Raw genomic sequence first — 13,752 nt, 5'->3', positions numbered from 1 at the left:
GTTCTCATTGTTGTTCATATTCCTCTACGGACGATGCCCACGACGTGCCAGATACGCTCATAGTTGTTCCTAACACAAGTTCATATTCCTCTACGGACGATGCCCACTCGCCCCCGCCACGGCCGTGGCTATCTTCACGCTATCCGCGTTCATATTCCTCTACGGACGATGCCCACGCGCTCCCTGTAGTTTTAGTTCGAGTGCTGCGCTCGTTCATATTCCTCTACGGACGATGCCCACGGCAGGGCGCAGGGGTTATTTTAATTTAATTATTGTTCATATTCCTCTACGGACGATGCCCACGGCGGCGGATCAGGTGAAACAGAAGACCCAGGAGGGTTCATATTCCTCTACGGACGATGCCCACTGATACTTCGCCAGGTCAACACCGATAGAATACCGGGTTCATATTCCTCTACGGACGATGCCCACCCGTTAGGCCCCCAGGGGGGTTCGTATGAACCATACGTTCATATTCCTCTACGGACGATGCCCACCTCAATATCTCGTCAATGTGCGTGACTTCCTACGCAAGTTCATATTCCTCTACGGACGATGCCCACCAAGGGGGTGTTATAAATGGATGACAAGATCATTATTGTTCATATTCCTCTACGGACGATGCCCACCAGGCGTAGCTAATTTTTTCAGCATTTTGAAGGAGGGTTCATATTCCTCTACGGACGATGCCCACCTGGGAGGGATGGTTAGCCGCGCTTGGAATATATGTGTTCATATTCCTCTACGGACGATGCCCACCCGAATCAGCGGGAGTCCTAGACTCCGGGTGAGCGGTGTTCATATTCCTCTACGGACGATGCCCACCCGGCCTGGAGGATACTTGACGCTCAATATTTCGGAGGTTCATATTCCTCTACGGACGATGCCCACCTGGGACGTGAAAGTCAAGGTGGTTCGACAAAGTGAAAGTTCATATTCCTCTACGGACGATGCCCACCGAAGGTGACAGGACTTATAGGCCTTGAGTATGGCTAGTTCATATTCCTCTACGGACGATGCCCACCGTCCTCCCCATCGGGATTATCTCGATACACAAGCCAGTTCATATTCCTCTACGGACGATGCCCACCCAGTCGATTTCCGCAATAAGGGCATTCGGCTATAAAGGTTCATATTCCTCTACGGACGATGCCCACCGCTAACTGCACCCAAGCCGAATACGGCCCGAGGTAGGTTCATATTCCTCTACGGACGATGCCCACCCGCAGGTAAAAATGTAGATATACCAGAGCTTCGGTTCTATATTCAATAGATATCTTGCGTCAAACCTCGGGTCTTGCAGAATAAACTTTTGAATCGACCCAGGGCAAAAACATTAAATTGAGGTAAAAACCTCATAAAACCATTTTTGTACCGGTTTAGAGGAAATTGTCCATGGGGTCGGGAGTCTCTGTTAAGATATCTTTATCCAGTTTAACCCCGTCTGCAAGTTTGTAGGCAATCACAAAATCCTCATTTTTATCGATCACTCTACCCAGCTCATGCTGAAGACGGGCATATTTGCCTTCCGTAAGATAGCCTTCGAAAACTGATTTCTGGACATGCACGAGGTATTTGCGGCAGACCTTCATGACTCTGGGAAGGCGCTTCTTTCCCGCATTATCCTCAGTGTTGATATCATAAATCAAAATAACACGCATTTCTACCACCATACTTTTGTCGGAGTAAAGGTCTCCTCGCCGATTAGATGTTTGATCAGTTTATATAGGTCAAGGCGAATCAAGCTTCTATATTTTACCTTCCGGCCGAGCGCTCTATGTAAAACGGTACTCTCGGCCTGCTCTTCAAACTCGCGCACGAAGATTTTACGCCCCTCGTCTGAGAGATATGTAGCATTCAATTCCTGGTTGAAATGTTCGGTGGTAAGCTTCCCCAGGTTAATAATACGGAAAATGAGCCGATCCACGAGTACAGGCTTGAAGATCTCTGCGATGTCTAGAGCCAGGGAATACCGCTTTTCCGAAGGCTCATGGAGGTAGCTAATAGTCGGGTTAAGTGCTGTCCTATATATCTCCCGTAATACCGAAGTATAAGTCATGGCATTTCCAAAGGATATCAATGCGTTTAGCGCGTTCCCGGGTGGCTGCTTACTCCGCTCATTAAACTCCCAGCCGGTAATCCCCTCCCACACTGAGTAATAAAGTTTGCGGGCGTGCGCTTCGATACTCATTACTTCCTCGATCGTCTTTACCTCTTTGAGCGAACTCCGGTATTCATCAAGTCCCGTACAGGTCTCATCAAGGTTCCGCTTCTCCAGGTTGCGCCTTATATTGTGAATCGCCCCCTCGACAAGGCACCTGGCCAGAATCAACCTTTTCCCCAAGTTCAGGTAGTGTTCCACCTGTTTTACGATTAGGAACCCGGAAAGCTGACTTTCACGCGGGATGAAGCTCCCTACATAGTAGCCGAAGTGGTTGAAGATATGGACAGTGACCTCCTTCTGGGCCAGAAAGTCTAAAAGACGCGAGTTAAAATCGGTTTCTCCAAAGAGGTAGAGCTGTTCCACATCCTCAATAGGAATCATTCTGCGTCCATCTTCAGTTTCCAGACTCAGAGTATTCTGTTCCCTCTTCAACCGACCAGAGGAGAAGACATAGTATGTCCTGCCCATCATGTTCACTTCCTGGTTAGGATTTATACATAACAGAAGTCAAAGTAGGCGCACCGCTTGCAGAACTTCTTTTTGAGCTTACCGGGGGGCACGCTGGCCTTGACAACTCCGGAAATGCCACCAAGTGCCTCAACAATGTGCTCCTGGTCCTCCTCAGTGAATGTCACCTCCACTTTACGCATTGCCGTGGGGTAATGGATTATGCCGCCCGAGCAGTTTATACCCTTGCTACGAGCAACGAAAATATAATACTTCATCTGCATGATGTGGGCGTCTTCGAACTTTCGACTCTTCTTGAGCTCATGCAGGTAGACTTGGTCACCAAATTTAATAAAATCGACCTTTACCTGGCCGAAGGATACATCGCGTAATGTCTCCCGCGGGAAACGAGATTCATGAATGATGCTTCCTTTAATCACGTCGGGGTTACCGGAGACATTTTCGAGGTTAAGTCCCCGGCAAAATAGCCAGAGCTTACGCTGGCATATATGGTAGTAGGCAACCATCGTGCCAGTAATAGCAAGTTGGTCGATTGGGAAATCGTGTTCTTCCTCAGCTTTCTCCATTTACGTTTGCCTCCAGGACCAATCCACGGTCGCTATCGTAGGGGGCGGAAAGCGACATAATTCCCTGAAGCCAATTCCTAACTTTATTGGCTAGCGTGCTATCAGCTTCGCCCAGCTTGATTTGGTCGACAAGGGGCTGCCTTTTGTGTCTACGCATGGAATACTCCGCTATAGGCACTGTGAAGCGGCTCAGGATCAGCTCGGCAAAGTCAAAATAGCTTGGGTGCTTATAGTTATAGATAAATGTCTCCAGCTCCTCCTCGAATTGCTTCATCATAGCTGATGGAACAACCTCCACAGTATGTATCTCGCGGAAGAGACGCTGGGCATCGTCCTTTCGGTCGGAGCAATAGCCGTTATCTAGGGCATCTAGCCTTCCATAGTACTCACTGAGGTAGGAGGCAATTTCCGATTCACCTTCTTCCTCAGCACGGTCCAGCACCTCGTAAATCAGGTTTACCATCTGGCTTTTCTCCGACTCTGTAAGCGAGAATTCAGGCGCATCAACAAGAAATTGTAGCAGTTTGGTACCCCCTTCTTCGTTCTGACCCTTCCGGGGAGCACCCCTTCTGGACCTCTTTCCGGGGGTCAGCACTTCTTTGTAGGATGCTAGAAGCTCCGAAGGGAGCTGTGTTATCTCTTGATTTCCTTGAGCGTGGCATGCGAGAAGATACGCCGTTAGGCGAAGAAGGTGTCTGTCATATACCCCTCCATCACCGGAACATAGCTTATCATTATCTGTACAGATCAAGATATGGACATTTATATATGGCGGACTCCAATCACCGGAGACCCAGCGGGCAGCTCTACGCCATACCCGGCCAAGGCGCTGAATGAGGCTATCCATCGGGCAGAGCTCAGTGTACAATATATCGGCATCGATATCGAGGGAAGCTTCAACGATCTGAGTGGCGAATACGATGCATCCCCCCTCGATTTTTGATGGCTTTCCATTTGGTATATAATCCTCCGTGGCTAATTTTTCATGCCCTCTCCGATCAGCTTGGGTAAACAGAGAATGGAGAAGCAGTAAGGGAAGCCTGGTTTTGGCTTCATTCAAGAGTTTCGATGCCAACTCATAAGCCCTTTGGGCGGCTTTTACAGTATTGAAAACGGCTAATACCTTTCTGCCGTCTCTCGCAGCAGCCGTCATCTCACTGATTAGCCCCTCAAAAGAGGGTGCATGGCATATTTCTTCCGTCTGGGTCGATTCCCCACGATAGACTCTTATTTTGAGTCGATGACGGGATCTGGTAGCAAGTGCCTTGCCAAGGGGGGTTTCTGATAGGAAATCAACGACCGGTAACTCAAGACGCTTTTCAATTTCCCTCCTTATGAAAGGGGGGAGGGTGGCGGTCATCAAAAGGACTTTGCCACCTAGTTTGTGAACGTCCTCAAGGAGCTTGGTAACGATCGCTGCCGCCTTGGGATCATAGGCCTGTACTTCATCTATTACCACGAAGGAATCCATTAGGACTGCATATATGCGTTCATAGCCTGGATATTTGAGTACAGCCGGAGCTACCTGGTCACCTGTGGCGATGATATAGGGTTCGGCCAGATGACGGGCAAGGACGAGGGAGCGCACCAGCCCTTCCCCCTCCAGATCGAGCTCATCCTTACGGTTACGAAACTCCAAAGCAGCCTCGCCATGAAGGAGGGCGACATGAGTCCTCAAGTTGCTCTCTATCCTACCCAGGACACCTTGAGTACGCTGCCATATCGCGTTCACCGTGGCCTTTAATGGCAAGAGATAGATATTCTTCTTCCCGGTACCCCAAAGGTAGGAGAACTCCGTCTTCCCAACGCCGGTAGGAGCTATAAACACCATAGACTGGCCGCAACGTTCGGGATTCTTCTCAAAGAACTCCTTCTGCCAGAAAGACGACTGCGCTCCCTGGCTGTCGGAGGACTTTTCTCGGAATATCTCTTCTAGAACCCTGGCAAGCTCTTCATACGATAAGGGGAGGCTATATTCGATATCCTCTATGGTGAGCTCAGGGTTCTCGGTCTCGACAAGGGAGGCGAAGTGGTCGCATCGTATCAAGTTTCCAGATAGAAAGATTCTCTTTCTTACATCCTCAACAGTGCTGCGCAGCGTAAGCCTCTGCGGCAGAAAGGAAAGCAGATAGGGTGGCAGAAGGAGTCCTGCATTTCCGAGGTTGCTATGTTGGAAGTAAGATACCCAATTAGCGTTGAGATCTATAATCTCGGGATCGATTCCATGTTGTAAAGCCAAGGATCGCATTTCGTTGCGGAGCTTACTTGCTAGAGCCCCCCATCGCTCCCTTTCCATTGACATGTTTCTTGCAAGCCCCGAAACTTCCGCACTTCTTGACCCAAGGAGAAGATCTGGATAATAATCGCGCCAGTGATGAAAGGAGACCGCCCCTAGGACCATTTCCGGACTATGGGTAGACGCGATGAATTTCTCTCGGTTGACCAGAAAGAGAGAAACTAAGTTATGAGAGATAGAGGGTGATGCCTCTTGTAACCAGTCGCTGTATTCACCCCCCACTTTCCGCTGGAATGAGGGATCGGCTTTCCCCGTATCATGGAGAAAGGCGGCAATCTCAAGATCCCTCCACAGTTCCTCGGGATACCTGCTGCGATTCTTCCTCTTGAGGACCTGGACTGATGTCAACACATCAGCTGTGTGCTTCTCCAATGTAACACCGTTGCTTTTGGCAAGAAAGGGCACTCTTGCTCACCTCCATAGGATACATGCCGGGAAGATGGGGAGCATGAGTTCGGGATCGGGATCGACAAGGACTTTGGGGAGGCTACCGAACTCTACCAAAGGTACCTGTCCGCTGCAAATCTTTGCACGTATATGGTTGAAGTTACGAATCTTCCAGAACTCTCCGTTTCCTTTCGGCTCCTCTACCTTTCGATAGAGAGCGGTGACCAACTGCGGGGTCCCCATAGCTTTCCTAAATAGCTCTTCATATTCTTTCCTATTCCCCCACTTATCGAGCTCCCAGGTATCCTCCGGATAAGGGAGCCAATAGTAATAACCCCTGTCTTTCGTCCAAATCGGTTCTACTTCCAGAGAAGGTAAAGGAGTGACGACACTAATGTTCTCCGGCACCACCCAGTCTTCTGATCTGCCCAAATGAAGATGGCTTAGCCAAACCTCAGGATAAAAGAGATTATCATGTATCTGCATGAGGATCTCCCGACATGGATGAATCAAGTATACTACAGTCTCTACCTCATTCAAGACATCTAATGTAACTGGAACCTGCCCTCCAGGGTGTTCCGGGACCTGGTCGATTTCGCGCCGACTCCTATCCTTGAAGCGTTTGATATGTTCCTCCTGCTTCATATTACGTAACCACGTGTATTCATGGGTTAATGATTGGAATCTACCCGCTATGTAAAGCCCAAAAGGCTGGCTCAGAAAAGCGTCGATTGTTTCCCCTATACCCAGGACATTACATAAGAGCCCTATTACCGTTGAATAGGGGGGAATGGGATAGCTCTGCCTAACCTTATAGGTGAAAGGCACGCGGTAATGCGCGGTTGGAGCCTTAAACTGAAGGCGCAGGCATTCCATTACTTAGTCCCCCCGTCAGCTCCAGTCAAGCAGCAATTGACAATCGTATCGATACTGATCTCCTGGTCGAGTTTCTCTCGGGCCTTTGCCTCCCATTCCTTACTGAAGGGAAGGGTGCTACTAACAAATGCGCGCAGTATATAGTCGTTGTCCGTAAGAACCCTGTTGAGTTGCATCGCATCAATGGCACCATCTTTAAGGGTGACAAAGCTATTGAACACGGGCACAGGTATTGTAAGACAACCGATAATGAGGAACTGTGGCACGATACCGTAACTTTCCCCGCTAGCATGAAGCATCATCCCATTCTTTAGGACAGAGACTATCTCGGCGAGCCGCTTTCTACGTTCTGCGTCCGCTACAACGAAGACTGCCCTCCCAATCTCGGGAGACACTCCAATCAAACCTATGATCTCGCCCTGAGAATCATATTTCCTCCACTCCACGTCTTCCCCCAGATCGGAGATTCTATTCTGTGCCCAGCTGGCTATCTTTTTCACGTCCTCATCTTTCTTCACCGGAAGGGTGCGCGTGTCTATTAATTCCTTGAGAGCATCTGGTACTTTCGGTTCCTTTTTATCGTTTTTATAGAGGTATTCATCATAGCCGAATCTATAGAGGTCGAGCGTAAAGGAAACGCGGTAAAAGGAATAATGCTCTTCCTTCACGTATGGGTTAGGTTCTGCTTTTTCACCCCTTTGCCTATACCGTGCCACCATATCATGGTTTGCACCGAAGGACATATCTGCCTGCCAGGGCTCGATTGAGACGGCCTTTGTGATCCCGAGAGGCGCTTTTCGGGTAGGGCGTCCGGAGGCATCGGTATTCATGTAGCCGAAGAGGTCCATTTCGGGATAGTCAAGGATATTAGCCTCTGGAAAGGCAAACTGGATAACTTTATTGTCCCTATCCCCAGCCAGGGTGACAGGCGCAGGCTTCCAATCATTATACCGATATTGGAGTGTGGTGAAAAGATGGTGGCGAATGCTCTGTCTACTAAAATAGGAATAGACCCCGCTTCCCCGAGCGAGTTTCTTGATGGAGGGCACATTGCCCCCGACTTTCTCGTCCCGGTTGAGAGCCGCACTTTCGAAAAGTGCGGTGACTGTAATGCCCTTGCAGACCATTTATGCCTCTCCTCCTTGTTCTTCTTTTTCCTTCCTTGCCTCAGCAATACCAGAAATGTAGCCGAACATAGAGTTCCTAAAGAAGTTGAGATCCCGTAACCTCAGAACGTCCAGTAATGCGGTCGGGAAAGGGCGGTTATTGGCTATATATGACCTTAGTAGCAGGTAGTAGGTTTCCTCCTTCCTTCCCAGTCGCACTAGCTCCAGCAACCTGAAGGTGAGACTACCCTTATCCTCCACAAGCGGCGACTCTCGACCAGCTTTCAGTATCTCATCGAAGTTTACCATAAAATGATTCCTCCCTTCCTGGCGTAATTTTCTGATTTCTATATATAGCCGGCAGAGACTTATAGTCCCGGAAAGTGAGAGCCTTGCTTCGAAGTCTTGATCTATGGTATTGTCGGGAGTGGTTTTTAAGGCATTACGTAAGGATTTGTAACATACGTTAGGCAGATGCTCATAGCGTTCCTCCATGATATGCTTGAGTACGGCCTGATTTCTGATCTTAGTAAACAGCCCACTTGCTATCGGGTTAAGTAAAAGGTCACAAATAAGGGGAGGTAGAATATAATGCTCAATTCTATCTGCTGTAAAGTTGATGAACTCCAATCCCTGCAACCTCCAGGCTCCCATACTCAATGATATCTGGCTATTGGAGTGTAAGAAGCGACCAAAGAGCTCCTGATAGTTTCGGTTTGATGCCGGGCGGGTAAACATCGCGTGACTCCTCAATAGGAACTTATTGAAATACCAGTTAAAGGCCAGGTCGTTGGTATTTGCAAAGAGCCTTTGCTCTGCAGCGAAATGTGAGCAGAGAAGAATGCTCCGGCATAAGGGACATATAAGAGAATTCGGGTTTAAATCCCAGAATGAGTTTGGGAACTGGGGTGATGAGGCAAGATTGTATGAAAGCACCGCCATAAAAAAGCGATGATACTGGCGTATTTCGAAGTCGTCTTCCGGATAACATACGGGTTGTCCACAGAGACTACATTTCTCCAACCCCATTGCCTTACCCGCCGAAAACCACCTGTTGAGAAATGCCTTTTTGTCTCGGTAGACCTCTTTTTGGAAAAGGTTATAGTATTTTTGAAAGCCCCCGAAATGTGTCCCAACGATAGCTGGCATGCCCGCGATCACTCTCCCGCACACCGCCTGGATGATGTCATCGGGGGATGGATCAGAGAGAGCTTTATCCTTTTCCTCCCAGACGATCATCTCCCTGCTCATCTCTACCCACCACCAGGCAAACCGCTTGATATCGCTGACGCTAAGGGGCGGCTCCCGATCCTCCTGGAGCGGAATCACAGGTGGTCCCTCTTTCGGAGTGCTAAAAACTGTGGTAAGTAATTCTGCGCAGAGATATATCGTTCCGTCGTCTTTCAGTACATTCCTTTCTATGTAGTCCTCTCCAAGGCCGTAAGCGACCACCTTCAGGAAACCATACAAGCACGCATTATAATACCATGAACTTGGATATAGGGTAATCCCTTCTACCATTCCTGCACCACCTCCACATACCCAAAACCCTGCCCGGTCCGCACGCCGAGGCCATAGTCATAAAGGAATTGGAGAGTTAAGGGAAACCCTTCCAAAAAGATATCCCCCCGAACGGTGGTTAGGGTCCCGCCGTAATGGTAACACACTCCTTTTTTTGGATCTGAGCCTTGGAGCAGGCGTATTCGCTCCCGTGGGATAGATTCAAGGCCATAGTGCTGTGCCAGGAACTCTGCTTTTTTCATTCCATGATAATTGATGGCTTCTTCAAGGGCAGTCAGGTCGTTGCCATCAGGGTACCCATCCCTTGTGCGGAAGACGACGTGCCCTGGGAAATGAAAATGAACATGGCTTTTTGTAAGTCGCCGGAGGGGTAGTAATTCTACCTCTTCTAACACAAGTCCCAATACCATTTCCGCTCCTTTGTGGTTGATGGCCGTGTTGATAACTGGAGTGAAGAGATCCGGTAGGCCCGTGGAAAATATATAGGAAATGGGAGGACGCACGATCATTGTTTGCTCGATAGAATCAGCTTCAACAACCTCCCCAAAGGCAACATGGAATACATAGGGGCTATATCCTGGTGCATCTTCGGTAAACCGCTGATAGCAGGGCGACCCCTGGAGTAGTGTTTTAGTTAATGAGATGAAATATCGACGAAAATCCAAGGGAATGACGGTTAAGCCGTTTATTTCTCTAGGGAATAAACGGATCTTCACCCGCATACGATGCACCCCCCAAATTATTCTATTCTAGCATTTCTAGCATTACAGTATCTTTATGGAATACCTATCTATTTCACCGTTATTTGCCACATTCGGCATAGTTATCAACAATCCTTCTCAAAAACCGATTTTTCGACCGACAAATGCCATTTTATCGCCCCAGGAAATATGATCATACGTTCCGCATGGTACAAATGGGCGTAATGATAACAAACAGGGCTCTTCAAAGGCCCCTTGGAATCCTTGATATTCCTAAACTCGTACGTTGCCACCCAAGGCACCTATTCAGTATTGACACTACAAATCCTTCTTGTCAGAAAAGGGAAAATCCTTTCTCCGTAGAAGATAGATACCTGTACGGCACGCTATAATCCAGGGGTAGGTCATGATCCCTGAGCCCTCTTTGAGCTAAATCAATCGATCATACCACTCCGCGTTGAACCATAATCTATCATCCATGATCTATCATGCATGACCCATAGAATGGATTGGCACAGAATCGTGATATGCATCAGCCTTCACCCAAGAGGCGTGCTGCACATCAGCTGTTGCCCGTGAGGGTTGCTGTGGTGAATGATTCCGGGGGAACCAGTGATGTACAGAACGAGTGATGCGAGATGAATGACGAACATTACAGATGGGGGAGGAGTAGTGATACACGTAACGGGTGAGGCGCGATGGAATGATGTACGTCACGGGTGGGGCGGGAGAGGTGATGTACGTTATGGGTTAGCCGGGAAGGATGATGTAGATCAGTGTTCGGGCCCTAACGCGTGACGTAGAGAACGGGTTAAGATATTCAAAGTGATGGAGATATATGATACAATTGACTACAAAAGGGAATGCGTTTAGGATCAGTTTTTCTTCGAGGGTTGTCAGCGGCCCAATTTAAGCCAATTTATTCTTAAATCTGGAGGAGAGCTTCCTGTGGGCATAATTCAAGCGGACACAATCCAAGGCGTGATTTTTGACCTGGACGGGACCTTAGCCAACACGCTACCTCTGTGTTACAAAGCCTTTAATCATGCCTTTGAAAAATATATAGGCCGTCGTTTCAAGGACGAGGAGATCAGGGCCATGTTTGGACCGCCCGAGGAGGGCATGGTGGCGCGGGTCGTCGGCGCTGAGCACTGCCAGGACTGCCTCGAGGACTACTGGCGTTTTTATGCTGAGTTTCATGACACCAGCACGGTCGAAATCGAGGGGATATGGGAACTACTGGATTCCCTGAAGTCAAGGCGCGTAAAGACGGGCATCGTGACGGGTAAGGGGCCCCGGAGCGCAGCTATCACCCTACAGAAGCTCGGCCTCGATACCTTAATCGATACCGTGGTTACAGGGGTCGATGTGGTCGTCCCGAAACCAGACCCTGAAGGCATCTTCCTGGCAATGAAGCACCTGGAGCTCCGGCCGGGGCATACCGTCTTCGTTGGAGACTCATGGGCCGATATCAAGGCCGGGCGGGCCGCTGGCGTTACCACCGTTGCGGCGCTGTGGGTGACATCTGCACCTGGCCATGTAGCTATTCTGAAAGAGGCGCCTGATCACGTTTTCTATGCGGTGCCGGATTTCGCCGGGTGGCTGGCACAGCACCTGCCCGACCACCGGTGCTGTATGCCGGTGCTTTAGAGGACGCGGTCCCAAGCCTTCTGAAAAGGGTAAGAAAGAAAGGGATTGAGCTCCCTCGACACAGGATGCGTTAGCCCTGGTGCAGGTAACTATAGACAAGCTCCGCGGCCTTCCGGGTCATCCCCGGCACGCTCGCGAGCTCGTCGACTCCGGCGCGGCGCATCTCATCGAGGGATTTGAAGGCATTAAAGAGCGCCCCTATCCTCTTCCTGCCTATGCCCTTTATCCCCGCGAGCTGGGACAAGGTAGCGTCTTTCTCCCGTAGTCGCCTGTGGTAGGCCACGGCGAACCTGTGAGCCTCATCCCTCACGCGCTGGAGGACAAAGAGGGCCTTTGAATCGCGCGGAAGAACGATAGGATCGCTCCGTCCCTCAACAAATATGTGCTCGAACTCCTTTGCGAGCCCGATCGTCGGGATGAAATCCAGCCCGACCTCCCTCAAGGCATCCCTCGCCGCCCCGAGCTGGCCTTTGCCGCCGTCGATCAGGATCAGATCCGGGAGCTGGTCCCATTTCCCCGCATCGCCAGTGCCGGCCCCTGCCCCAGCCCCGTCGCCACCGTACGCCGCCCTAGCGCGCCGGTAACGCCGGAGCACCACCTCCCGCATCATGGCGTAGTCATCGGGCCCTCCCGCCAGCTTGATCTTAAACCGGCGGTAACCCGACTTGAGGGGCCTTCCATCCTTAAATACGACCATCGATCCAACGGCTTCCCGACCCTGGATGTTGGAGATATCAAACGCCTCTATCCTTCGCGGCGGTTCCTCGAGCCCGATCTCAGCCCCGACCGCCCTCTGGAGCTCGAGAAGGGCGCCCTCCTCCATCTCCCCGGCCTGGACCCTCTCAACCCTCTCGAGCGCGACCCGGCCCAGGGAGAGCCGGGCGTTCTCCGCCGCCATCTCTACAAGCTCCTTCTTCGTGCCGCGCCTCGGCACACGAAGCGTTACCTTCCCGCCTTTCCTCTCGCTGAGCCACTTCGCGACAATATCCGCGTCGTCGATGGGATGCTGTAGGAGAACCTCCGACGGCACGAAGCTCGCGCTGGCGTAATACTGGTTTACGAATGCAGTCATAATATCCGAATCGCCTGGCTCCCCGGTATCGGTAACAACCTTGACATTCTCGAGGACGAAATGCTCGCGGCCTATCATCTTGCCGTCCCGGATAAGCAAGATCTGCGCGCAGGCATCCGTATCATTGCGCGCGAACGCGATGACGTCGATGTCTCCCAGCGAAGGAGAGACGATCTTCTGCCGCTCAATCACCTTCTCAAGATCGCGAATCCTGTCCCGTATCGCGGCCGCCCGCTCATAATCCTCCACCAGGGCCGCGCTCGTCATATCCTTGCGCATCGCCCTGATGAGCTCCTCCTGCCGCCCCTCCAGGAAGAGGCAAATCTGGTCAATCACCGTCCGGTAGGCCTTCTCGCTGATCCTCCCTGAGCACGGGGCCAGGCAACGCTCGATATGGTAATTGAGACAAGGCCTGTCATCGGTCTTATCACCTATCTTCTTGTTGCAGCTCCTCACGGGGAAAAGCCGCTTCAAAAAGCGCAAGGTATCATATAGGGACCCCGCATCCGTATACGGCCCGAAGTAGCGCGACCCGTCCTGAACCATCCTCCGCGTAGTTATTACCTTGGGGAAACGCTCAGCGAGCGTGACCTTGACATAGGGGTAGGTCTTGTCGTCGCGCAGCCTTATATTGTACCAGGGTCTGTGGCGCTTGATCAGGTTATTCTCGAGAATCAACGCCTCGACCTCGGACCCTGTGACAACATATTCTATGTCGGAGACCTTCTCCACCATGAGGCGCACCCTGGGCGAAAGGCTCCCGGGCGACTGGAAATATGAGCGGACGCGCGCCTTGAGCGATACAGCCTTGCCGACATAGATGAACTTCCCTCGCGCGTCCTTCATTATATAAACCCCCGGCTTCTCCGGGAGGTTTCTGACAATCTCCTCTACCCCATGCCCCTCACCTTTCTGCCCATGACCCTCACATGGCCCTCACCTTTT

At 50.7% G+C, this 13,752-nt stretch carries 10 protein-coding genes and 1 CRISPR repeat array (1 of these 11 cut by a window edge); of the genes, 1 reads left to right on the top strand and 9 read right to left on the bottom strand.

What is annotated here, in order from left to right; genetic code table 11:
* A CRISPR array of direct repeats spans positions 1–1,224; the repeat unit is 29 nt; unit sequence GTTCATATTCCTCTACGGACGATGCCCAC (it extends 443 nt beyond the left edge of the window).
* Positions 1,225–1,379: 155 nt separating this feature from the next.
* The 8 genes from cas2 to HPY71_08085 are packed head-to-tail and all read right to left on the bottom strand — an operon-like array spanning position 1,380 to position 10,106.
* Entirely contained in the window at positions 1,380–1,661 is a 282-nt protein-coding gene (gene cas2 / locus HPY71_08120) for a CRISPR-associated endonuclease Cas2 (GenBank protein NPV53476.1), read from the bottom strand.
* Between the two features lie 2 nt (positions 1,662–1,663).
* On the bottom strand, positions 1,664–2,632 hold the full coding sequence (gene cas1b / locus HPY71_08115) for a type I-B CRISPR-associated endonuclease Cas1 (protein ID NPV53475.1): 969 nt from the start codon (positions 2,630–2,632) through the stop codon (positions 1,664–1,666).
* Positions 2,633–2,655: 23 nt separating this feature from the next.
* On the bottom strand, positions 2,656–3,198 hold the full coding sequence (gene cas4 / locus HPY71_08110; protein ID NPV53474.1) for a CRISPR-associated protein Cas4: 543 nt from the start codon (positions 3,196–3,198) through the stop codon (positions 2,656–2,658).
* Positions 3,185–5,899 (bottom strand): CRISPR-associated helicase Cas3', encoded by a 2,715-nt coding sequence (gene cas3 / locus HPY71_08105; protein NPV53473.1) that lies wholly within the window; start codon positions 5,897–5,899, stop codon positions 3,185–3,187. Before cas3 ends, cas4 begins: the two co-directional genes overlap by 14 nt.
* Positions 5,900–5,905: 6 nt before the next feature.
* The gene (gene cas5b / locus HPY71_08100) at positions 5,906–6,757 is read right to left on the bottom strand and encodes a type I-B CRISPR-associated protein Cas5 (protein NPV53472.1); all 852 of its coding nucleotides are present in this window, start codon (positions 6,755–6,757) and stop codon (positions 5,906–5,908) included.
* Positions 6,757–7,884 carry a type I-B CRISPR-associated protein Cas7/Cst2/DevR gene (gene cas7i, locus HPY71_08095; protein ID NPV53471.1) on the bottom strand — a complete coding sequence of 376 codons (1,128 nt, stop codon included), beginning with the start codon at positions 7,882–7,884 and terminating at the stop codon, positions 6,757–6,759. The genes cas5b and cas7i overlap by 1 nt, the downstream gene beginning before the upstream one ends.
* Complete coding sequence (locus HPY71_08090) at positions 7,885–9,384, bottom strand: hypothetical protein (GenBank protein ID NPV53470.1); 1,500 nt, start codon at positions 9,382–9,384, stop codon at positions 7,885–7,887.
* Positions 9,378–10,106 (bottom strand): hypothetical protein, encoded by a 729-nt coding sequence (locus tag HPY71_08085; GenBank protein ID NPV53469.1) that lies wholly within the window; start codon positions 10,104–10,106, stop codon positions 9,378–9,380. Before HPY71_08085 ends, HPY71_08090 begins: the two co-directional genes overlap by 7 nt.
* A 927-nt stretch (positions 10,107–11,033) precedes the next feature.
* On the opposite strand from HPY71_08085, the gene HPY71_08080 reads away from it, so the two are divergent.
* Positions 11,034–11,735: an HAD family hydrolase gene (locus HPY71_08080; protein ID NPV53468.1), complete on the top strand. Its 702-nt coding sequence runs from the start codon at positions 11,034–11,036 to the stop codon at positions 11,733–11,735.
* Between the two features lie 70 nt (positions 11,736–11,805).
* Here the strand turns inward: HPY71_08080 and uvrC are convergent, their stop codons facing one another.
* Complete coding sequence (uvrC, locus tag HPY71_08075) at positions 11,806–13,692, bottom strand: excinuclease ABC subunit UvrC (protein NPV53467.1); 1,887 nt, start codon at positions 13,690–13,692, stop codon at positions 11,806–11,808.
* Positions 13,693–13,752 lie beyond the last annotated feature (60 nt).

It is taken from the genome of Bacillota bacterium (assembly GCA_013178125.1).
GTDB lineage: Bacteria > Bacillota > SHA-98 > Ch115 > JABLXJ01 > JABLXL01.
This window is presented reverse-complemented; position numbering and strand designations above follow the sequence as displayed.